This is a genomic window from Nocardioides sp. CPCC 206347 (assembly GCF_048654605.1).
GTDB lineage: Bacteria > Actinomycetota > Actinomycetes > Propionibacteriales > Nocardioidaceae > Nocardioides.
The window spans coordinates 829,692-850,642 of the sequence record NZ_JBMCYZ010000001.1; the positions used below are offsets into that span (position 1 = coordinate 829,692).

Below are 20,951 nucleotides of genomic sequence, written 5' to 3' on the forward strand. Positions count from 1 at the left end.
CCATGGACGACGCCAACCCGAACCCTGACGACGAGAGCGACGCCGTACTGCTCGCGTTCGGCGACGGCGACCGGCTGGGAGCCATGGAGCGTGCGCGGACCTGGCTCGCGACCCACCCCGATGACAGCCGGATGTGGACCAACGTGGCGGCGTTCCACTTCGACGAGGGCCGAGACGCAGAGGGCCTCACCGCGATCCGGCGCGCCGTCACCATCGACCCGGACGACCTGGACGCGTGGTTCCTGTACGCGATCGCCCCCACGCCCCCCGACGGTGACGACGAGGAACGGTTGCTGGCCGCGCGACAGATGATCCGCTTGGCACCTGCAGTCTCCGAGGGCTACTACATCGAGTGCCGGTTGCTGAGGGCGCGCGGCGACCTCAATGCGGCCCTCGACGTCCTGGAGCTGATGCACTGCAACGTTCCCGGTCCCGACTCACCGCTACCTGGCCTCGATGCGCCGCCAATACGCTCGGCCCACCTGCTGCCCGGCGTCATCGTCCGGTCCTACGCGAGCCTCACGGAGAGCGACTGGCCCGACGTCCGGATCGCGGCCCTGACCTGGAGCCAACTCGATCCCGGTTCCGCCCGAGCATGGTTCCACCGCGGACTGGCCGAGTTCAGGGAGTACCACTACGACCGCGCGGTTCCCCTGCTCCGCAGGGTGACCGAGATCGATCCGACCCATCTGGAGGGCTGGATCACGCTTTCCTACGCCATCAGGAACAGCAGCGGCAGCGTGGCGGAGCAACAGGAGGCGGCGCACCGGGCGCTCGCCCTCGACCCCGACGACCCCCACGCACGCAAGGCCGTCACGGCGGGACCCGCGCCCACGTTCGACCCCGACGTGCGCGACCACTTGCCGTCCTTCGTGGCCGCCTTCGCCACCCTGGCCTGCCTGCTCGGCTGGTTCGTCGCCCACCAGGGCGGTCTGGGGACCGCAAGGCCACCATCCCGTCCGGGACAACCCTGGGCAGGCCTCCTGCTCACGCTGCCGGTACTGGCCCTGGTCGTCACCGGCTTCCTCGCGGTCCTGGGCGGTGGAAGGACGATCCTGCGAGCCGTGGGCCGCACCACGTGCTCCGTGTACTGCCTGTCGGTCGTGGTCACGCTGCTCTCCGGCTGGCTCCTGCTGGCGCCGCGGGACGTGATGCAGCACGGCGCGAACATCGCCTACCCGGCGCTGTGGGTCCTGGCAGCACCGCTGGTGCTGGGCACCCTCCTGGGCTGGCGATTCCTCGCCGCCGGGCGCATCTCAGGCCAGTAGCCCGCGCACCACCCGCAGGCCGACCGAGACCTTGGCGATGTCGCTCGGCTCGTCCGTGCAGACCGCGGTCAGGGCTGCGACCGCTCGCTCGATGACGCCGCCCGTCTCGGCCTCCCACGCCGCAACCCTGCGGTCGGCGGCCTCGTGCGGGTCGGCGGACTCGTCGTCGACTGTCTCTGCGGTCGCGGCGAGCACCTTCCCGGTGAGCTGGGCGTGGACGGCGTGCAGGTCGTCGCGCAGGGCGGCCCGGGCCATGGTCTGCCACTGGTCGGCGCGCGGCAGGTCGACGATCCGCTGCTGCAGTGCCGACACCCCGAGCCGCTCCCCGAGGACGAAGTGCACCCGGGCCACGTCGGCCGGGTCCAGTCCGTCGCGGACGGCGATCTCGACGACGTTGAGCAACGCATACGCGACGTCGTACGACGCCACGCGGGCCGCGAGCTCGGCGGGGACCTGCTGCGTCTCCAGCGAACGACGTCGCGCCTCGTAGGCAGCCAGCTCGGCGCCGGTCAGCAGGTGCGGCAGCTCGAGCATCGTGGCCTGGACCGGCTCAGCGAACAGTTCGACGGTCGCCTGGCTGTCCAGCGGCGGACGCCGGTTGGTGAGCAGCCAGCGCGAAGCGCGCTCGACGAGCGTGCGCATCTCCACCCGCATCCGGGTCTGGACGGACGCGTCGAGCACGTTGTCGAACTCCTCGAGCTCCTTGCGCAGCGGCAGCGATCCGTAGATCTCGCGCGCGACGAAGTTGGCCCGCGTCAGCTCGGCGGCACTCGCGCCCGTCTCCCCGGCCAGCCGCGGCCAGTAGGTCATGCCGGCGCCGTTCACGAGGTCGTTGACCACCTGGGTCACGATGATCTCCCGCCGCAGCGGGTGTGCCCCGACCTGCTCGCGGAAGCCCTTCTGCACCGGCTCGGGGAAGTAGGACTCGAGGTCCACGGTGAGGTACGGGTCCTCGGGGAGGTCGGAAGCGAGCAGCTCCTCGGCCAGCACGATCTTCGTGTAGGCCATCAGCACGCACAGCTCCGGCTGGGTAAGCACACCACCGGCCTCCAGGCGCCGCTTCACCTCGCGGGTCGTCGGCAAGGCCTCCAGGTCACGGTCGAGCAGGCCCTCGGTCTCGAGGTGGTGCATCCACTGCTCGTGCACGTGCAACAACGAGGGCGCGTTGCGGGCCGCATTGGCGAGCGCGAGGTTCTGGTCGTAGTTGTCGCGCAGCACGAGGTCGGCGACCTCGTCGGTCATCGACGCGAGCAGCTCGTTGCGCTGCTTGCCCGTGAGGTCGCCCTCGAGCACGATCCGGTCGAGCAGGATCTTCAGGTTCACCTCACGGTCGGAGGTGTCGACCCCGGCCGAGTTGTCGATGAAGTCCGTGTTGATCCGGCCCCCGTCGACGGCGTACTCGATCCGGCCGCGCTGGGTGCAGCCCAGGTTGCCGCCCTCCCCCACACACCGCACGCGCAGCTGGCCACCGTCGACACGGATCGCGTCGTTGGCCTTGTCGCCCGCGTCGGCGTTGGTCTCGGTCGACGCCTTGACGTAGGTGCCGATGCCGCCGTTCCAGAGCAGGTCGACGGGAGCGAGCAGGATCGCCCGCATCAGCTCGGCCGGCGTCATCTTCTCGACGTGACCGGCGATCCCGAGGGCCGCGCGGATGTGGTTGCTGATCGGGATCGACTTGGCGGTTCGCGGGAAGACCCCGCCGCCCTCGGAGATCAGGGACTTGTCGTAGTCCTGCCAGCTCGACCGCGGCAGGGCGAAGAGCCGCTGGCGCTCGACGAACGACGTCGCGGCGTCGGGCTCCGGGTCGATGAAGATGTCGCGGTGGTCGAACGCGGCCACCAGCCGGATGTGTTCGGAGCAGAGCATGCCGTTGCCGAACACGTCGCCGGACATGTCGCCCACGCCGACGACGGTGATGTCCTCGGTCTGGCAGTCGACGCCCATCTCGCGGAAGTGGCGCCGTACGGACACCCACGCACCCTTGGCGGTGATGCCCATCGCCTTGTGGTCGTAGCCGACCGAACCACCGCTGGCGAACGCGTCGCCGAGCCAGAAGCCGTACTCCTTCGAGACGCCGTTGGCGATGTCGGAGAACGTGGCGGTTCCCTTGTCGGCCGCGACGACGAGGTAGGAGTCATCCGCGTCGTGGCGCACCACCCGCGGCGGCGGCACGGTCTCGCCGCCCACGAGGTTGTCGGTGAGGTCGAGCAGGCCGCGGATGAAGGTCTTGTAGCAGGCCACGCCCTCGGCCAGCCACGCTTCGCGATCGCTCGAGTCGGGCAGCTGCTTGGCGTAGAAGCCCCCCTTCGCGCCGACCGGCACGATCACGGTGTTCTTCACCATCTGCGCCTTGACCAGGCCGAGCACCTCGGTGCGGAAGTCGTCGCGCCGGTCGGACCAGCGCAGGCCACCACGGGCCACCGCACCGAACCGCAGGTGCACGCCCTCGACGCGCGGCGAGTACACGAAGATCTCGAACTTCGGCCGCGGCGACGGCAGGTCGGGAATGGCCGACGGCTCGAGCTTCAGCGAGAGGTAGGGCTTCGGCGTCAGGCTCGGCGTGGCCGAGCCGGGGTCGCCGGCGGACTGGAAGTAGTTCGTGCGCAACGTGGCCAGGATGTGCGTCAGGTAGGAGCGCAGGATCCGGTCGTGGTCCAGGCTGACCACCTCGTCCAGGGCGGTGCGGATCTTCGTCACGAGGTCCGCTTCCCGGTCGGCACGGCCGTCCTCGGCGCCCGGATCGAACCGGGTCTCGAAGAGCAGCACCAGCAGCCGGGCCAGGTCGACGTTGTCGACGAGCGCCTGCTCGATGGAGTCGATGGCAAACGGGCTGTTGCCCTGCTTCATGTACTTCGCATAGGCGCGCAGCAACATCGCCTGGCGCCACGACAGCCGGGCCCGGAGCACGAGACGGTTGAACCCGTCGGTCTCCGTGTAGCCGTCCCACATCGCACGGAGTGCGTCGGCGAACAGCTCGCGGGCGTGGTCGGGCAGCGCGCCGGCGTAGCGCAGGCCGAAGTCGTAGACGTGCGTACGACGGTCCAGGCCGCCCAGCGAGTAGGGCCGCTCGTCGACGACCTCCACCCCCATCGAGGACAGCATGGGCAGCACGCCGCTCAGCGACAGCGGTTCCCCGACGCGGAACACCTTCAGGCGGGCTTCACCCTCGTCCGCGTCGACATCGGCGTACAGCGACTGGTCGATGCCGCTCTCACCGGCGATGCCCTCGACGCGACCGAGGTCGACGGCGGCGGTGCGGGGGTTGAAGTCCTCCTTGTACGCCTCGGGGAAGGCGTCGACGTACCGGCGACCCAGCAGGCCGCCGGTCTCCTCGCCGTACTCGGCAATGACGGCCTGGAGGAAGTCTTCCTGCCAGGAGCGTGACGCCTCGACCAGGCGTCGTTCGAGGTCGACCGTGTCGATGTCGTCGGGGATCAGCTCGCCCTTGGGGAGGTGCACCACGAAGTGCACGCGCGCCGTCGTCGACTCGTTGATGCTGACGTTGAACTCGACGTTCTCCGGACCGATCCTGCCCTTGCCGATCTGGTCGATGAGGATCTTCACGAACTTCTGCCGGACGCCGGTGTTGTAGCGATCGCGCGGGAGGTAGACCAGCACGGACAGGTAGCGCGCGTAGGTGTCGCGCCGGATGAACAGGCGTACGGCGCGGCGCTCGCGGGCCTGGCTGGCGGCCTCGACGATCGGCGTCAGCTCGTCGACCGGGGTGTGGAACAGCTCGTCGCGCGGATAGGTCTCGAGCGTGTCGAGCAGGGCGGAGCCGTCGTGGCTGCGCGCGTCCTGGCCGCTGCGGCGCAACACCTCGGCCGCCTTCTCCCGCAGCAGCGGGATCCGCAGCAGGGACTCGGTGTAGGCGGCGCTGGACAGCAGTCCGAGGAAGCGCCGCTCGCCGACGACCTCGCCGTCGGCACCGAAGGTCTTGACGCTGACGTAGTCGAGGTACGCCGGCCGGTGGACCGTCGAGCGGGAGTTGGCCTTGGCCAGCACCAGCAGGGTCTTCTCGCGGGCCTTGGCCTTGACGGCGTCGGGCAACCGGCCGAAGGCAACGGACTCGTCCCCTGCCTCGGCCTTCTCGCGCAGGATCCCGAGTCCGGTGCCGGGCACGGGACGCAACACGTCCTCCTCGCCCTCCCCGCTCTCGGCAGGCGCCTTGGCCAGGACGTACTCGCGATACCCGAGGAACGTGAAGTGCTCGTCGGCCAGCCAGGACAACAGCTCTGCGGTCTGCCGGACCTCCTCCGGATCGACCGGCGGAGCCTCCTCGGCGAGGCCCTCGACGATTCCGGCGACCTGGGCCTGCATCTTCGGCCAGTCCTCGACGGAGGCCTGCACGTCGAGGAGCACCCGGCGGCACCCCTCGGCGACCTTCTCGTCCTCGCCCCCGCCGCCGAGGCGGCCGATCTCGACGTGCATCCACGACTCGCGGGTCGCACCCTCGGGCGGAGTCACCGAGCCCGGGACCACGGCCTCGGCGGAGAGCAGGTGTCCCGCCTCGTCACGGCGTACGTCGAAGGTCGGGTGCACCACGGCACGGATGTCGCGCAGGTGCTGACCGAGCTCCATGGTCAGCGAGTCGACGAGGAACGGCATGTCGTCGAACACGACCTCGACGACCGAGTGCCCGGCCGCCGACCAGCCGTGCTCGGCGACCGTCGGCGTGAAGACCCGCACCTTCGGCGTACCGGGCGTGCGCTCGAGGGCGAGATGGTGGTGGGAGGCGAACGCACCGTAGATGTCGACGTCGCTGCGCGACGCCAGCTCCTCGGTGTCGACGTGCCGGTAGTAGGCCGGAAGCAGCACCGGCAGCGCATCGCGGGGTGGACCCCCGCCGCCCTTCGGTGGTCCGGCTGCAGCGGCAGCCTGCTCGAAAATGCGGTCTCGGTCTGCCCCGGTCACGGAAGCCTTCAGCGTCGTCATTGACACCCTCTCAACGTAGGCCGTCGAACGTGACCTCGACAACATGCGGCGCGACCCGCCAGTAACCAGCAGCGGTAGCGATGAGGTGCGCCATGATGACGCCATGAAGTTCCATCGTGAACTCGCCTATCAGGCGGGATCGGACGAGGTGTTCGCGATGCTCGCGGACCCGGCGTTCCGGGAGAAGGTCGCTGCCGCACAGCAGGTCGTGTCCATCGAGGTGACCAGTACGCCCCAGGGCGACGGCGTCAGCATCCTCATCGACCAGGTGCAGAACACGGCAGGCCTGCCGGCCATCGCCAAGAAGATCGCCGGCGAGACCAGCCACGCCCTCGTGCGCGAGGAGTGGGCCAGCCCCACCTCGGGCACCTACTCGATCGAGACGCCCGGCAAGCCCACCAAGGCTGTCGGCACCGTGGCCCTCGTCGAGGACGGCGGCACCACCCGGCACGTGTTCGACCTCGAGGTGACCGTGAAGGTCCCCGTGATCGGCGGCAAGCTGGAGAAGCTCATGACCGACAACATCGACGCAGGCATGACCCTGGAGCACTCCGTGGGCGTGGCCTGGCTGAAGGGAAACCGCTGACATGGCGACACGACTGCTCCACACGATGGTCTACGACGCGCCCGCCGACGCCGTCGCAGCGATGCTGTCCGACGCCTCCTTCCGCGAGGAGGTGTGCACCAACCAGCGCGCGACCGCGTTCAACGTCAAGGTCGACGGCGACGTCACCAGCAAGGACGTCCGGATCGAGATGACCCAGCCGACCGACCGGGTCCCGTCCTTCGCGAAGAAGATCGTGGGCGCCGAGACCACCATCCTCCAGACCGAGAAGTGGTCGAGCCCCACGCACGGTGACGTCCACATCACGATCCCGGGCAAGCCCGGCGAGATGCGCGGCACCGCCACCCTCGTCGAGGTCGACGGCGTCACCACCGAGACCGTCGACCTCCAGGTCACGGTGAAGATTCCCCTCGTCGGCGGCAAGGTCGAGGAGCTGATCGCCAAGCTCATCGGCAGCGCCCTGCGGGCCGAGGAGCGGACCGGAAAGGCCTGGCTCAGCCGGTAGTCCGGTCCGCGGCCTCGTCTCGCCTCTCCTCGGCGCGTTCAGCGCGCCGGCGGAAGGCGATGACGATCCCGAGCACCACGAACGGACCGAAGGCGAGCACGATCGTCAACGCCTGCTCCAACGGGTGCAGCGTCCCGAGGTGCTGCGCAACCATGGCACTCACCGGTCAGTCCCGTCCCTTGGCGCCCGGCTTCGGGACCGCCCTGACGCCGCGGCGGCCGCGGGGTGCCCGCTGGCGGGTCGGCGACGACAGGTCGAGCAGCTCGTCGAGCGCCTCGCGGATGCAGACGCCGAGCAGGTCGACATCGGGGATCCAGTCCCGGTCCGCCGTCAGGCCGTAGTAGACCCCACCGTCGTACGACGTCACGCCGATGGCGAGCGGGTGGCCGGCCACCAGCGGCGGCACCGGGTAGCTGGCCAGCATCCGGGCGCCGGCGGCGAACAGCGGGGCCTGCGGGCCGGGCACGTTGGTCACCGACAGCTGGTAGCCGCGACGCAGCTCTGTCGCAGCGACGCGGGAGCCGATGGCGTGGAAGGTCGTCGGTGCGAATCCGGCGATGCCGGCCAGCCGGTTGGCGGCGACGCTGCGTCCGGTGTCCTTGTGGCCCTGGAAGGAGTACGAGACCTGGTGCAGGCGGACGACGGGGCTCTGCTCTCCGATGGGGAGGTCCACGAAGTGGGCAGCGATCTGGCTGCCCAGCGACGTGGCCTCGAGCTCCTCGTCGATGACCGAGACCGGCACGACCGCGCGGATCTGGCGCATGCCACCGAGCGACTCTGCGCGGGTCATCAGCCACGAACGCAGCGCACCGGTGAGGGTCGCCAGGATGACGTCGTTGATCGTGCCGCCGTGGACCTCACGGATCCGCCGGTAGTCGGCGAAGCGGGTCTCGACGGTGACGATGCGCCGCTGCTGGGAGAGCGGCCCGTTGATGACACCGCGGTTCTTCGGGCGACGGCCGGTCGCGGCACCGAGGAACGCACGCGCCGGCGCCGAGCGCCGGTCAGCATTCCGGGCCACGGCGCGGGAGCCCGTCCGCACGGTGTCGAGCAGTGCCGACGCGTCGAACAGGTTGTCGCGCACGGCGCCGGCAAGCAGCGTGGCCGGCTTCGGCGCGCGCTTCGGCGACCAGTCGTCGGGCTCGAGCGCCCGGGCCTCGGGCTGGAGGTCGAGCAGCAGCTGGCCGAGGTCGACGGTGTGGACGCCGTCGACGAGGGCCTGGTGGGTCTTGGAGAGCAGCGCGACCCTGCCGCCCTCGAGCCCCTCGACGAAGTAGATCTCCCAGAGCGGACGCGTGCGGTCCAGCGGGCGCGACACGATCCGTGAGGCGAGCTCGAGCAGCTGCTCGGAGGTACCGGGGCGCGGCAGTGCCGAACGTCGTACGTGGAAGCCGAGATCGAAGCTCTCGTCGTCGACCCAGACCGGGTTCGCCAGGTGGCCGGGGATGCTCTGGAGACGCTGGCGATACCGCGGGACGAACGCGATCCGATCACGGATCAGGCGCACCAGCCGGGCATGGTCGAACGCGTCCTCGCCCTCGCCCGGATCGAAGATCTCGATCGTGACGTTGTGCAGCGGCGTCTCCGGCGTCTCCTCAGCGAGGAACGTCAGGTCGCGCGGTCGCACCCGATCCACCACGGTCGTATCTCCAGCCTCTGTGTGGACCCACCAGCGCTACGACGTCCGGCCCCATTCCGGACGCGTTGGGGTCACCGTGAGATTCTGACAGAGAACCCGGAGCAGGACCTCCACGGTCCACGATCGAGGCTCCATCACGAGGAGGATTCATGCAGCGGCTGCGAACCGCCGGCGCGGCCATCGCGACCATCGCCCTGCTTGCCGGCCTGACGGCCTGCGGTGAGGATGACAAGACGAACACCGACGAGGTCGTCGTCGTCGACATCACCCAGAAGGACGGCACCATCGAGCCCAGCGGTGACCGGGTCGACGTGGGTGCCGGCCAGCCGGTCGACCTGGTCGTCACCTCCGACGCCGCAGGCACCCTGCACGTGCACTCCGATCCCGAGCAGGAGTTCGCCTACCAGGCGGGCACCGAGACGTTCAAGATCCAGATCGACCGCCCAGGCGTCGTGGCCGTCGAGTCGCATGAACTGGACCAGGTCATCGTCCAGCTCGAAGTCCGTTGAACGGCGCACCCCAGGCGCACGGCATCGGCGGCCAGGCCGACCTGCCGATCTCGCTGGAGCTGGCCGTCTCCGGCGCGGTGGCCGCCCTCGTCGTCTCGTTCACCGTGCTCATCGTCGCCTGGCGGCGACCCCGGTACGACGAATCAGGCCGCATCGGACACCCCGCCCGTGCCGCGCTGCCGGTGCTCGACCAGGTCACCTCGTCGACGTACTTCCGGGTGGGCCTGCGGGTGCTCGGGCTCCTCATCGCGGCGTTCACCGTCGCCTGCGCCGTCGGCGGCCAGAACACCCTGACCAACCCGTTCTTCGGGATCGTCTACGTCTGGTGGTGGGTGGGCCTGGTCATCGCGTCCGCGCTGCTCGGCCCCGTGTGGCGGGCGATCAGCCCGGTACGGACGATCAACGCCGGCATCGCGAAGCTCGCCGGGAGCGACCCCGACGTCGGGCTGTTCACCTATCCCGAGCGCCTCGGCCACTGGCCGGCTGCGCTCGGCCTCTACGCCTTCGTGTGGATGGAACTGGCCTACCGCTATCCGACCGAGCTCGGCTCGGTGCGCCTGTGGTGTGCGCTGTACGTCGGCGTGATGCTCGTCGGCGGCGCGGTCTTCGGCAACCGCTTCTACGAGCGCGCCGACCCGTTCGAGGTCTACTCCTCGCTGATCGCCAAGCTGTCGCCGTGGGCCCGCGTGGACGATCGCCTGGTGCTGCGCAGTCCGCTGGCCAACCTGTCCACGATCGAGCCACGTCCCGGCCTCGTGGCCGTCGTGGCGGTGCTGTTCGGCAGCACGGCCTTCGACTCGTTCCGGGAGTCGTCCTTCTGGGTGCGGACCTACCAGGACGCGAGCGTCAGCAAGGTGCTGCTCGACAACGTCGCCCTGCTCGCCTTCTGCGTGACCGCCGGCGTGCTGTTCGCCGTCGCCTGCGCCCTGACGTCCTCAAAGGGCGACGTCGGCAGGCGCGACCTGCCCCGCCACTACGCCCACTCGATCGTGCCGATCATCCTCGGCTACATCCTCGCCCACTACCTGACGCTGTTCATCGACGTCGGCACGCAGACACTGGCACGGGCCAGCGACCCGTTCGGCAAGGGCTGGGACATCCTCGGCACGGCGAGCATCGAGCCGTCGTACTGGTTCTCCTACCACCCGTCCGTGCTCGCCAGCATCAAGGTGATCGCGGTCGTGATCGGCCATGTGGTGGCGGCGATCGCTGCCCATGACCGCGCGCTGACGCTGCTGCCGAAGCGCGATCAGGTCACCGGGCAGCTGCCGCTGTTGTTCGTGATGGTCGGCTTCACCGCCGGCGGGTTGTTCCTGCTGTTCAGCGCCTGAGCGCCACGGGCCTGGTGGTTGACCGCGAGGGTTCAGGGGCCCCGCCGATCCACCACTCGGGGTGTCTTGGTGCAAATCCGGCAGAAACCAGGTGAGCGGTGGATCCGCCGGGCCGGTCCACCCCGGCCACGGCCAGGTGCACAGCCGGCTCCTCCGTTGAGCGGCCGCTACGAGCGGACCAGCACCCGCTGCTGGGGCGCCATCCGCGACGCCGGTGCGGTCAGCGTCCGCAGGTGAATGTTCTGCAGCAGGCCGATGGCCAGCATGCCGGCGAACATCGACGAACCGCCGTACGAGACGAAGGGCAGCGGGACGCCGGTGACCGGCATGATCCCGAGGCACATCCCGATGTTCTGGAACGCCTGGAACCCGAACCAGCAGGCAATGCCTGCGGCGGCGATCCGACCGAACACGTCGTCGGTGCGAGCGGCGATCCGCAACGCGCGCCAGATCACGACACCGAGCAACGCGACGATCACGGCCGCGCCGACCAGGCCGAGCTCCTCGCCGGCGACGGTGAAGACGAAGTCGGTGTGCTGTTCGGGCACGAAGCCGGACTGGGTCTGCGAGCCCTCGAAGAGCCCCTGGCCGAACAGCCCGCCGTTGCCGACCGCGATCCGGGCCTGCTCGACGTTGTAGCCGGCGCCCTTGGGGTCGAGCTGGGGGTTGGTGAAGGCGAGGAAGCGGTCGACCTGGTACTCCTCGAGGAAGCCGCTCAGCACGGCGAACGCACCAGCGGCGAGTCCCCCACCGGCGAGGAGGGCGAGCCAGCGGCGGTGTGCGCCGGAGGCAGCGATCACTCCGAAGACCGTGGCGGTCAGCACGAGCATGGTGCCGAGGTCGGGCTGGGCGAGGATCAGGACGGCGGGCACGCCGGCGACCAGCAGCATCAGCAGGACGTCGACCGTGCCGACCCGGTCGCGCCAGCGACCTTCACTGCGCTCGGCGACGACCAGTGCCATCCCGACGACGACGGCCAGCTTGGCCAGCTCCGCGGGCTGCAGGGACATCCCGCCAATGATCAGCCACGAACGGGACCCGTTGATCGTCGAGCCCATCACCAGCACCAGCACCAGTCCACCGATGGCGACCAGGTAGCCGATCGGAGCGAGGATCCGCACCCAGCGATGGTCGGTCATCACCACCATCGCCATCAGGCCCAGGCCGATGCCGAGGTTGATGACCTGCTTGACCAGGAAGGCGCGGGTGTCGCCACCGGTCAGGTCGTCGCGTTCGAGGGTGGCCGACCAGATCAGCAGGCAGCCCAGGAGCGAGAGCAGGACGACGGCACCGAGCAGCACCTGGTCGATGTCGCCCCAGCGCAGGAAGGAAACCCGCCGTGAGGCGGTGGTGCGGTGCGGTCGACGTACGGCCGAGGCCCGCGTGGCCTGGATGCGGTTGCTCATCATCAGTCCTTTCGGGCCGGGGGAAGGATCGAGCCGTCCTCGGCGAAGGTCGGCAACGCGGTCGGCGGCGTGACGCCCGGGATCGCAGCCTTGTCGGGGTTCACCTTCTCGCCGTCGACGCCGTACAAGGCCTCCCAGATCGCACGGATGCCCTCACCCGTGGACCCGGACCCGGTACCGCCCTGGGTCATCATCATCACGACGACGTAGTCCTTGGTGTACGACGCCACCCAGCCGGTCGACTGCTTGCCGTACACCTCCGCGGAGCCCGTCTTGGCGCGGATCTTCACCTTGTCGATCGGGAAGCCACCGAGCTTCCAGGCCATCGTGCCGCCCGGCAGCGCCACGCTCTTGAGCGCGTCGTCGAGGTACTTCAGGACCTTCGCCGGGATCTTGAGCTTGCGGTCCTTCTTCGGGGCGATCTCGCGGATCACCTCGCCCTCGGGCGAGACGATCGCCTTGGCGACGCGGGGCTCCCACAGCGTGCCGCCGTTCGAGATCGCTGCGTAGCCGCGGGCCAGCTGGAGCGGCGTGACGATGGTGTCGCCCTGGCCGATCGCGAAGTTGGCCGCGTCGGGCAGGCGGTACTTCCAGCCCTCGACGCAGAACTCGCGGGAGAACTTGTAGACGAAGTCGGACGTCTTCTTGTCCTGCGGCTTGGCCGCGATCCCGCAGTAGTAGTCCTTCATCGACTTGTAGTAGGCGAGCTTCCACTTGCGGTCCGCCACCCGGCCCGAGGCCTCGCCCGGCAGGTCGATCCCCGTCTGCTCACCGAAGCCGAACGCCTCGGCCTCCTCGACGAGGGGATCCTTCGCGTTGACGTCGTCGGGGTCGGACCCGAACTTCTGCCAGAACTTCATGCCGACCTGGAAGAAGAAGGTGTTGCACGAGACCGCGATGGCCTGCGCGAACCCGATCGCGCCATAGGCGTGCGACTCGTGGTTGTGGAACGCACGGTTGCCGATCTGCACCGCCGAGGGGCAGCTGAGGACGGTGTCGCGGGAGTAGCCGTTGGTCAGCGCCCCGACCGTCATGAACGGCTTCCACGTCGAGCCGGGGGCGAACTGGCCCTGGAAGGCTCGCGACAGCAACGGGGTGCCCGCCGCCTCGGAGTACAGCCGCTCGAGCTGCTTGTCGGTGATGCCGCCCACCCAGACGCCCGGGTCGTACGTCGGCTGGCTGGCCATCGCGATGATCCGCCCGGTCTTCGCCTCCATCACGATCGCGGCGCCCGAGTCGGCCTCGAACTTCCGCTTCGTCACCGGGTCGGTCGTGGCGCGCTGCGTCTTGATCATCTTCGCAAGCTGCTCCTCGACGATGCCCTGCACCCGGGCATCGATCGTGGACACGAGGGTGTCACCCGGCTGCGCCTCGAGGTCGGAGACGTCCTGTCGGACGCGACCCTTCGAGTCGACCGCGACCTGCTGGTAGCCCGGCTGCCCGCGCAGCCACTCGTCGTACTCCTTCTCGACGCCGGCACGGCCCACGACCGAGGCACCGTTGACCGAGCTGTCGCCGGAGTCCTCGGCGTCGTCCAGCTCCTCCTTGGTGATCGGGCTGACATAGCCGAGCAGGTGCGCCGCATTGATGCCGTACGGCGACGGGTACTGCCGCACGCTCTGCCGGTCGACGACGACGCCCGGGAAGTCCTCGGGTTGCTCCAGGATCCGCAGCGCGGCGGCTTCCTTCACGTCGAGCGCGACGGGCACTGCCTGGAAGGGCGACCCGTTCCAGCACTCGCCGGCGTTCGAACCGCTCTGGCCGCAGAGCAACAACTTGCCCTCGATGGCCTTCACGGGCATCCCGATCGCCTTGCCGGTGCGGCGCAACAGCTCGGTGCGGTCGGCCTCGGACATCCTGCCGAGAAGGGTCCGGTCCAGCGAGACCACCCAGGTGAGGCGGTTGGTGACGAGCGGACGGCCCATCGCGTCGACGACGAGGCCGCGCTGGGGCTGGACGACGATCTCGCGCACCGACTGCGAGGCGGCCTGGCCCTGGTACTGCTCCCCCGAGATGACCTGGAGGTAGTAGAGCCGCGCGCCGAGCGTCGCGAGCAACGAGAAGACGAGGGTCTGGATGACGATCAGCCGGAGCCGACTGCGATGCGAGGCGCCGCCCGGGGTTGCAGCCATCAGGCGCGCGCCCACTGGGTCTGGGCGGCGCGATCGGCGCTGAGACGGCGCAGCAGCCACCAGACGGCGGGGACGACCACGAGCGCAGCGACGACGTCGAGCAGCAGGGCGACCAGCGCGACGGGCAGCAGGTCACCGACACCGGCACCGGCGTCGTTGAGGAACACGCCGCTGAGCGCGAAGACGGACGTCCCGACGAAGGAGGCGCCGGCAGCGGCCGCGAGCACCAGGCTCAGCGGCGGGCGTCGTACGCCGTCGGGCTCGAACCGGGCCACCTCGGCGGTGTTGTCGTGGGCGAGCCGGCCGATGACGTAGCCGACGACGGTCAGGGCCAGTGCCCAGCGGCCCGCGAGGTGGTCGGCCGGGGGCGCGATGTCGAGCACCAGCCCGGCGAAGAACCCGGTCAGGGTGGCGTAGCGGGTGTCGGTCGCCAGCGCGGTGGCGACCACGACGAGCAGCACGAGGTCCGGTACGACCCCCAGGCCGCCGACGCGCCAGGCGAAGTGCGGCAGGACGGTCACCTGGAGCATCAGCGCGGCGACGACGGCGACGATCACGGCGAGAAGACGGCCGGCGGAGTTGGTCCTCATGGAGTCAGGCTCCCGTCTGCCTCGATGACGCGGCCGGGTGTGCCCGAGGGCACCACCACGCCGACCAGGTCGAGGGCGGTGAAGTCGACGTTCGGCGCGATCACCGAGCGGTAGGAGGTCTCGCGGAGCGATTCGTAGACCTTGGTCACCTTGCCGATCGGCACGCCGGCGACGTACGGCGAGCCGCCCTCGCTCCCCCACGTGACGATCTGCTGGCCGACCTTCGGGACGACGTTGCGGTCGGCGAGCTCCATCTCGAGGCGGTCGTCCTCACCGAGGGTGCCGTGTCCGTTGACGAAGCCGAGCTCCTTGTTGTCACCGATCCGGCCACCGACGGCCGATGAGCTGTCCACGATCAGGAGCACGGTGGCGGTGTGGCTGGTCACCGAGGTGATCCGGCCGACGAGGCCCTGCGCCGCGACGACGGTCAGGTCGGGACGCAGTCCGGCGTCCGAGCCCGCGTCGAGGGTGACGGTGCTGGAGAACGACTGGGCGGCGCCGATCGCGATCACGCGCGCCGGCACCAGGGCGTAGCCGAGGTCACCGGCCACGGCACGGAGTCCTTCGAGGTCCTGCAACCGCTGGTCGTCGTACCCGGCCTTGCCGAGCTGGTTGCGCAGCGCCGCGTTCTCGGCCTCGAGCGCAGCGACGTCGTCGCGCAACGAGCCGTTGTCGCGGAAGGCCCCGGGAACGCCGGCGACGGGCCGGACGACCGTGGCGACACCGGCCTGGACCGGTCCGATCACCTCGCCGACGACGCGGCGGACCGGCGCGATCGGCGAGTCGTCGCCGCCGGCCTTGTCCACGACCATCAGGGCGGCGCAGGCGAGCACCAGCGCCACGACCAGCGAGCGGGAGGGTCGACCTCGGTCGTCCCCGTCCCGTGCCGGGGTACGACGACCACTGCTGCCCTGCAAAGGGGGGGGCGCAGGGGTGGGCGAACGCACCGGGCGGGTGTCGAGGGTCATCAGAATCGCCGGGGGTTGGTGACGAGCACCTGCTGGAGGGCTTCGAACTCCTCGACACAGCGACCCGCACCCATCGCGACCGACACCAGCGGGTCGTCGGCGACGTGGACGGGCATGCCGGTCTCGTGGCGGATCCGCTCGTCGAGGCCGCGGAGCAACGCTCCCCCGCCGGTGAGCACGATGCCGCGGTCCATGATGTCGCCGGCGAGCTCGGGCGGGGTCTGGTCCAGGGTGACGCGCACGGCGTCGACGATCGAGTGCAGCGGCTCCTCGAGGGCCTGGCGGATCTCGGCGCTGGAGACGACCACCGTGCGCGGCAGGCCGGAGACCATGTCACGGCCCCGCACCTCCCCCTCCGGCTCGCCCGGCCGCGGGAACGCGTTGCCGAGGGTTATCTTGACGTCCTCGGCGGTGCGCTCGCCGAGCATGACGCCGTGCTCCTTCTTCATCCACGCGATGATCGCGGCGTCGAGGTCGTCGCCGGCGGTGCGGATGGACAGCGACGTGACGATGCCACCCAGGGAGATCACGGCGACCTCGGTGGTGCCGCCGCCGACGTCGACGATCATGTTGCCGGTGGCCTCGTGGACGGGCAGCCCGGCGCCGATCGCGGCGGCCATCGGCTCCTCGACGACGTAGACCCGGCGGGCGCCGGCCTGGTAGCCGGCCTCCTTGACGGCACGCTGCTCGACGGGCGTGATCGAGCTCGGCACGCAGATGACCATCCGCGGCTTGGCGAAGTAGCGGCGACGGTGCACGCGCGCGATGAAGTGGCGCAGCATCTGCTCGGTCGCCTCGAAGTCGGCGATGACGCCGTCGCGCAGCGGTCGCAGGGCGGTGATGTTGTCGGGGGTGCGGCCCAGCATCTGCTTGGCCTGGTGTCCCACGGCGATCACTTCGCCGGTGGTGTCGTTGAGCGCGACCACGCTGGGTTCGTCGAGCAGGATGCCGCGGCGCCGGACATAGACGAGCGTGTTCGCGGTACCGAGATCCACGGCCATGTCCCGACCGATGATGGAGTTCGCCCTCACGATTCCTCGCAACGTCGCCGGACCAGCCGAAATCGACCAGTCCGCTCGCGCGCATTAGGGGAAGCCGGCCGAAACCGGGGCGGCCACCGGGCGCACGGTCCGACGGTCTCCGCTTGTGAGAGTAGGTAAGCGGAGGCCGATCAGGGCGGAGGCACGCCGGTGCGGCGCGCCTCAGGAGTCACATCCGTCACACGGGACGGGCGGTTCCTGCGCCTACAGCGCCGGGAACCAGAGAGCGATCTCGCGCTCGGCCGACTCGGGCGAGTCCGAGCCGTGCACGAGGTTCTCGCGGTTGGAGAGCGACAGGTCGCCGCGAATGGTGCCGGGCGCGGCCTTGCGGCCGTCGGTGGCGCCGTTCAGCGCACGCACGACCTCGATCGCCTCGTCGCCCTCGAGGACCAGCGCCACGAGCGGGCCGCTGGTCACGAAGTCGCGCAGCGGCGGGTAGAAGTCCCGCTCGACGTGCTCGGCGTAGTGGGCGTCGGCCTGTGCGGCGTCGATGTGGCGCTGCTCGAGGGCCACGATGGTGAGGCCCTTGGCCTCGAACCGGGCGAGCACGTTGCCGACCAGGCCACGGCGGACCGCGTCGGGCTTGAGGAGGACGAGAGTGCGTTGGGTCACGGCAGTGACCCTAGTAGGTGTGGTCCGACTGCGACGCCCTGCCTCAGATGACGCGGCCGCCCTTGCGCATGCGCCGACGCATGTCGCGCAGGATCAGGTGGGCGTGGAGGTGGCGCAGGCGCCGGGGAATCAGCCGGTACAACCGGGGAAAGACCTTCCAGAACAGGTCGTAGCGACGCTGCTCCTTCGCCGACCACGTGAGCCCGAGGACCTCCCGGGTCCGGGGGTCGAGGTTGCCACGGGTCATCAGGGCCTGCAGCGGGAGAACGAGCTTGCTGAACAGCGGCGCGTCCTCGGTGGAGAGCAGGCGCCGGGCGTAGTCCTGCACCGACGGCACGCTCTCCAGACCGGCGATCGTCGTGTCCCAGTAGACCTGGAAGTCGGCCCGCGTCGGCGGCCACTGCTCGTCCTTGACCTGGAGGGCGGTGCCGTAGATCCACGACGCGCGGTAGTACCCGTCGCGCATCTCCTCCGGCATCGGACCGAACAGCTTCTCGTAGATGAACTCGCCCTGCTGGTACAGCGTCGCCGCGACCCACAGCTGCAGGTCGGGGTCGAAGGCGCTGTAGCGTCCCGCGGCCCGCACCGGCCCGTGGGCCTTGTTGACCATGCGCGCGATCGCCTGCTGCTCCTCGGGAGTGCCGAGCGTCATCGCATAGACATAGGTGAGCGTGGTGCGCAGCCGGTCGACCGGCCGCTCCAGGGTCGTGCTGTGCTCGGCGACACCGAGCCCGACCCCGGGAACGGCGAGCTGGTACATCACGGCAGACCCTGCCGCCAGCAGCATTCCCTGCTCCGAGGCGATCGAGGCGTACGCCGACGGGCCGGTGTACGGCGAGCGGGTGCCGGCGGGCTGGGTGTCGGCGGGCTGGGTCTCGTGGGGCTGGGCGGTCATCGGGTCACCTCCGGTGGAGCGATCGGGCGATCACGTCGTTGGCGGAACGGCGGAAGGCGCTCACGATCGCGTCGAGGGTGAGCTGGCGCAGGCGCGCGAGCGTGCCCTCGAGCTGGGCTGCTTCGTCGCGTGAGTGGTTCTGCTCGCGCCGCCACGGCTCGATCACCTCGTCGCGGAGGATCCCGGTCAGATCGACGGCGAGGGCCGACATGTGGTGCGAGATCGCCTCACCCGCGAGACGCATGCCGCTGACGGGGATGTCGAGGTCGAGGAGTGCGACGGCCACGTCGAAGCCGTGGACGGGCGTGAACCGTTCCCCACCTTCACTCCCGGACCGGTGCACCATGCCCAGTTCCTCGATGAGTGCGATCTCGTCGTCACTCAATCGCCGACCGGCGTGCTGGTCGAGCTGTCGGCGAGTGAACTCCTGAGGCGCACCGACGGTCCAGGACGTCAGCATCGCGCGCTGCACGGCGAGGTCCTCGACACCGGCGTCCTCCGGCAGGGAGGAGAGGAATCCCTCGACGGCCTGGAGCGTGAAGCCGTGCCCCTGGAGCGCCCGGATCATCTCGAGGCGCGCGAGGTGGGTGTCGTCGTACCAGGCCATCCGGCCGCGGCGGGCCGGCGGCGGCAACAGGCCCAGGCTCGCGTAGTAGCGCGTCGTCCGCACCGTCAGGCCAGCAGCGGTGGCGAGTTCGTCGATGGTGCGCAGCCCCTGCCCATCGGGGTCCCGATCCGGATCAACCACGGAGGCAGCGCTCATAACTGTCACAGTACAACTGTCATTTCAGTCTGGCAACGTCGGGCTTGACGCGGAACGCGGTCCAGTGGACAGTATCGAGTGTCACAGTAGAACTGTCATTCTGCGCGCGGCCACACCATCGAGAGCAAGGGGGAATCCATGTCGGCAACCAGCCCGGGCAAGGTGCTCCCCGCATTGCGCAAGCCACTTGTCGAGCTGGTCGCCATGCTGGCCTTCGCCCGCAAGATGTTCACCTCGACGGCCAACGCCATCACCGGTCGGCGCTTCCCGGTCGCAGAGACCGTCGTCCAGACCTGGTACACCATCCGCGTCTGCACCTTGCCGGCCCTGGCCGTCTCGGTGCCGTTCGGCATCATCCTCGCCCTGCAGGTCGGCGTCCTGGCGCAGGAAGTCGGCGCGGTCTCCTTCACCGGCGCCGGCAACACCCTCGCCGTCGTGCGTCAGGCCTCACCGTTGATCACGGCCCTGATGCTCTCCGGCGTGGCCGGTTCGGCCATCTGCGCCGACCTCGGCTCGCGCCGGATCCGCGAGGAGCTCGACGCCATGGAAGTCATGGGGCTCCCGGTTATCGAACGCCTGGTGGTGCCCCGGCTCTTCGCGACGATCGCCGTGGCCGTCCTGCTCAACGGCGTGGTCATGTTCTTCACCATCATCACCACGCTCTCGGTCAGCGTCGTGATCCAGGACCTTCCCCCCGGGAGCTACCTGGCCTCGGTGACGACGCTGGCACAGCTGTCGGACCTGTACCTCTCCCTCGCCAAGGCGGCGATCTTCGCCGTGATCTGCGCCGTCGTGTCGTCGTACAAGGGCCTCAACGCCGACCGCGGGCCGACCGGTGTCGGCGAGGCCGTCACGAGCGCGGTCGTCACCAACTTCGTGCTGCTGTTCGCTGCCAACTTCGTGATCTCGCAGGTGCACAGCACGTTCGCCGGAGGACCGATCGGATGAGCAACCGCATGAATGTCCCCTCGCCTGCCGAGGCCGTCGACCAGGCCGTCGTCGGGCCGCTCGCCGGGATCGGCCTGCAACTGGTGATGGCCTGGCGCGCAGTCGCCGGACTGCCGCTCGCCCTGACTCGCTACCGGGGCGAGGTCTCCCGCGTGCTCGCCGAGGTGACCCTCGGGTCGGGCATCTTCCTGGTCGGCGGCGGAGTCGTCGGCGTCGTACTCCTCCTGTCGACCCTGACCGGCACCGAGGTCGGGCTCGAGGGCTACCAGGGTCTCGACGTGATCGGGCTGGCCCCGCTGACCGGGTTCATCTCGGGCTACGCGAACACCCGCGAGCTCGCTCCCATGGTGGCTTCGCTCGGCTTCGCGGCCCGCATCGGCTGCGGCTTCACCTCCCGCATCGGCGCCATGCGGATCAGCGAGGAGATCGACGCCCTCGAGGCAATGGCCATCCGGCCGATCCCCTACCTGATCAGCACCCGCCTCATCGCCGCATGGGTCATCGTCCTGCCCCTCTTCCTCATCGGCCTGGTCGGCACCTATGTCGCCACCGACTTCATGGTCACGACGTTCTACAACCAGTCCGCCGGCACGTACGACCACTACTTCCGCACGTTCGTCGCACCGATCGACGTCTTCTACTCCGCCATCAAGGTGGTCGTCCTGACCACGGTGGTGACCCTCATCCACTGCTACCACGGCTTCACTGCGAGCGGTGGCCCCGAGGGCGTCGGTCGGGCCACCGGCCGCGCCATCCGGGCCAGCATCATCTCCCTGACCATCGTCGACATCCTGCTGACGCTCCTGCTGTGGGGCGCCGACCAGCAGGTCCAGATCTCAGGGTGA

The 20,951-nt window shown here is 69.7% G+C and carries 18 protein-coding genes; 7 read left to right on the plus strand and 11 right to left on the minus strand.

Translation table 11 applies throughout. From position 1 onward, the window contains the following. Positions 1–2 precede the first annotated feature (2 nt). Positions 3–1,268 (plus strand): tetratricopeptide repeat protein, encoded by a 1,266-nt coding sequence (locus ACOACQ_RS03970; RefSeq protein ID WP_420287647.1) that lies wholly within the window; start codon positions 3–5, stop codon positions 1,266–1,268. On the opposite strand, the gene ACOACQ_RS03975 is transcribed toward ACOACQ_RS03970, so the two are convergent. Continuing rightward, the gene (locus ACOACQ_RS03975) at positions 1,257–6,203 is read right to left on the minus strand and encodes an NAD-glutamate dehydrogenase (protein WP_420287648.1); all 4,947 of its coding nucleotides are present in this window, start codon (positions 6,201–6,203) and stop codon (positions 1,257–1,259) included. The two genes, ACOACQ_RS03970 and ACOACQ_RS03975, sit on opposite strands and share 12 nt — an antisense overlap. Before the next feature lie 103 nt (positions 6,204–6,306). Between ACOACQ_RS03975 and ACOACQ_RS03980 the strand changes: the two genes are divergently transcribed. Together ACOACQ_RS03980 and ACOACQ_RS03985 are read left to right on the plus strand one after the other, a co-directional pair. Beyond that, positions 6,307–6,789: a DUF2505 domain-containing protein gene (locus ACOACQ_RS03980; protein ID WP_378602370.1), complete on the plus strand. Its 483-nt coding sequence runs from the start codon at positions 6,307–6,309 to the stop codon at positions 6,787–6,789. Between the two features lies 1 nt (position 6,790). Then, complete coding sequence (locus ACOACQ_RS03985) at positions 6,791–7,273, plus strand: DUF2505 domain-containing protein (RefSeq protein WP_378602367.1); 483 nt, start codon at positions 6,791–6,793, stop codon at positions 7,271–7,273. Here the strand turns inward: ACOACQ_RS03985 and ACOACQ_RS03990 are convergent. Then, on the minus strand, positions 7,263–7,436 hold the full coding sequence (locus ACOACQ_RS03990; protein ID WP_378602364.1) for a hypothetical protein: 174 nt from the start codon (positions 7,434–7,436) through the stop codon (positions 7,263–7,265). The two genes, ACOACQ_RS03985 and ACOACQ_RS03990, sit on opposite strands and share 11 nt — an antisense overlap. Positions 7,437–7,439: 3 nt before the next feature. Then, on the minus strand, positions 7,440–8,900 hold the full coding sequence (locus ACOACQ_RS03995) for a wax ester/triacylglycerol synthase family O-acyltransferase (RefSeq protein WP_378602361.1): 1,461 nt from the start codon (positions 8,898–8,900) through the stop codon (positions 7,440–7,442). 161 nt (positions 8,901–9,061) lie between these two features. On the opposite strand from ACOACQ_RS03995, the gene ACOACQ_RS04000 reads away from it, so the two are divergent. Further along, complete coding sequence (locus tag ACOACQ_RS04000) at positions 9,062–9,421, plus strand: hypothetical protein (protein ID WP_378602358.1); 360 nt, start codon at positions 9,062–9,064, stop codon at positions 9,419–9,421. Further along, positions 9,418–10,752 carry a hypothetical protein gene (locus tag ACOACQ_RS04005; RefSeq protein WP_378602355.1) on the plus strand — a complete coding sequence of 445 codons (1,335 nt, stop codon included), beginning with the start codon at positions 9,418–9,420 and terminating at the stop codon, positions 10,750–10,752. The genes ACOACQ_RS04000 and ACOACQ_RS04005 overlap by 4 nt, the downstream gene beginning before the upstream one ends. 167 nt (positions 10,753–10,919) lie before the next feature. Here ACOACQ_RS04005 and rodA read toward each other — a convergent pair whose 3' ends face one another. From rodA to ACOACQ_RS04045, 8 genes are all read right to left on the minus strand, one after another. Continuing rightward, positions 10,920–12,158, minus strand: a complete 1,239-nt coding sequence (rodA, locus tag ACOACQ_RS04010) for a rod shape-determining protein RodA (protein ID WP_378602352.1) — start codon at positions 12,156–12,158, stop codon at positions 10,920–10,922. Between the two features lie 2 nt (positions 12,159–12,160). Then, positions 12,161–14,290: a penicillin-binding protein 2 gene (gene mrdA, locus ACOACQ_RS04015; RefSeq protein WP_378602349.1), complete on the minus strand. Its 2,130-nt coding sequence runs from the start codon at positions 14,288–14,290 to the stop codon at positions 12,161–12,163. Next, positions 14,290–14,880, minus strand: a complete 591-nt coding sequence (gene mreD / locus ACOACQ_RS04020; protein WP_378602346.1) for a rod shape-determining protein MreD — start codon at positions 14,878–14,880, stop codon at positions 14,290–14,292. The genes mrdA and mreD overlap by 1 nt, the downstream gene beginning before the upstream one ends. Further along, on the minus strand, positions 14,877–15,848 hold the full coding sequence (mreC, locus tag ACOACQ_RS04025; RefSeq protein WP_420287649.1) for a rod shape-determining protein MreC: 972 nt from the start codon (positions 15,846–15,848) through the stop codon (positions 14,877–14,879). Before mreC ends, mreD begins: the two co-directional genes overlap by 4 nt. Further along, complete coding sequence (locus tag ACOACQ_RS04030; protein ID WP_378602340.1) at positions 15,848–16,879, minus strand: rod shape-determining protein; 1,032 nt, start codon at positions 16,877–16,879, stop codon at positions 15,848–15,850. Before ACOACQ_RS04030 ends, mreC begins: the two co-directional genes overlap by 1 nt. 213 nt (positions 16,880–17,092) lie before the next feature. After that, positions 17,093–17,500, minus strand: a complete 408-nt coding sequence (ndk, locus tag ACOACQ_RS04035) for a nucleoside-diphosphate kinase (RefSeq protein WP_378602337.1) — start codon at positions 17,498–17,500, stop codon at positions 17,093–17,095. 43 nt (positions 17,501–17,543) lie between these two features. Beyond that, a complete protein-coding gene (locus ACOACQ_RS04040; protein ID WP_378602334.1) occupies positions 17,544–18,395 on the minus strand; it encodes an oxygenase MpaB family protein in 852 nt (283 codons plus the stop codon). A 4-nt stretch (positions 18,396–18,399) separates the two neighbouring features. Further along, positions 18,400–19,158, minus strand: a complete 759-nt coding sequence (locus ACOACQ_RS04045) for a MerR family transcriptional regulator (protein WP_378602331.1) — start codon at positions 19,156–19,158, stop codon at positions 18,400–18,402. A 138-nt stretch (positions 19,159–19,296) separates the two neighbouring features. Between ACOACQ_RS04045 and ACOACQ_RS04050 the strand changes: the two genes are divergently transcribed. Together ACOACQ_RS04050 and ACOACQ_RS04055 are read left to right on the plus strand one after the other, a co-directional pair. Beyond that, a complete protein-coding gene (locus ACOACQ_RS04050; RefSeq protein WP_378602328.1) occupies positions 19,297–20,106 on the plus strand; it encodes an MlaE family ABC transporter permease in 810 nt (269 codons plus the stop codon). After that, complete coding sequence (locus tag ACOACQ_RS04055; RefSeq protein WP_378602325.1) at positions 20,103–20,951, plus strand: MlaE family ABC transporter permease; 849 nt, start codon at positions 20,103–20,105, stop codon at positions 20,949–20,951. The genes ACOACQ_RS04050 and ACOACQ_RS04055 overlap by 4 nt, the downstream gene beginning before the upstream one ends.

What these genes read in the sequence shown, in the direction of transcription:
- ACOACQ_RS03970 (WP_420287647.1), top strand. Translation starts at nt 3, where the DNA reads ATGGACGACGCCAACCCGAACCCTGACGACGAGAGCGACGCCGTACTG.
- ACOACQ_RS03975 (WP_420287648.1), bottom strand. Translation starts at nt 6,203, where the DNA reads ATGACGACGCTGAAGGCTTCCGTGACCGGGGCAGACCGAGACCGCATT.
- ACOACQ_RS03980 (WP_378602370.1), top strand. Translation starts at nt 6,307, where the DNA reads ATGAAGTTCCATCGTGAACTCGCCTATCAGGCGGGATCGGACGAGGTG.
- ACOACQ_RS03985 (WP_378602367.1), top strand. Translation starts at nt 6,791, where the DNA reads ATGGCGACACGACTGCTCCACACGATGGTCTACGACGCGCCCGCCGAC.
- ACOACQ_RS04000 (WP_378602358.1), top strand. Translation starts at nt 9,062, where the DNA reads ATGCAGCGGCTGCGAACCGCCGGCGCGGCCATCGCGACCATCGCCCTG.
- rodA (WP_378602352.1), bottom strand. Translation starts at nt 12,158, where the DNA reads ATGAGCAACCGCATCCAGGCCACGCGGGCCTCGGCCGTACGTCGACCG.
- mrdA (WP_378602349.1), bottom strand. Translation starts at nt 14,290, where the DNA reads ATGGCTGCAACCCCGGGCGGCGCCTCGCATCGCAGTCGGCTCCGGCTG.
- mreD (WP_378602346.1), bottom strand. Translation starts at nt 14,880, where the DNA reads ATGAGGACCAACTCCGCCGGCCGTCTTCTCGCCGTGATCGTCGCCGTC.
- mreC (WP_420287649.1), bottom strand. Translation starts at nt 15,848, where the DNA reads ATGACCCTCGACACCCGCCCGGTGCGTTCGCCCACCCCTGCGCCCCCC.
- ACOACQ_RS04040 (WP_378602334.1), bottom strand. Translation starts at nt 18,395, where the DNA reads ATGACCGCCCAGCCCCACGAGACCCAGCCCGCCGACACCCAGCCCGCC.
- ACOACQ_RS04045 (WP_378602331.1), bottom strand. Translation starts at nt 19,158, where the DNA reads ATGAGCGCTGCCTCCGTGGTTGATCCGGATCGGGACCCCGATGGGCAG.
- ACOACQ_RS04050 (WP_378602328.1), top strand. Translation starts at nt 19,297, where the DNA reads ATGTCGGCAACCAGCCCGGGCAAGGTGCTCCCCGCATTGCGCAAGCCA.
- ACOACQ_RS04055 (WP_378602325.1), top strand. Translation starts at nt 20,103, where the DNA reads ATGAGCAACCGCATGAATGTCCCCTCGCCTGCCGAGGCCGTCGACCAG.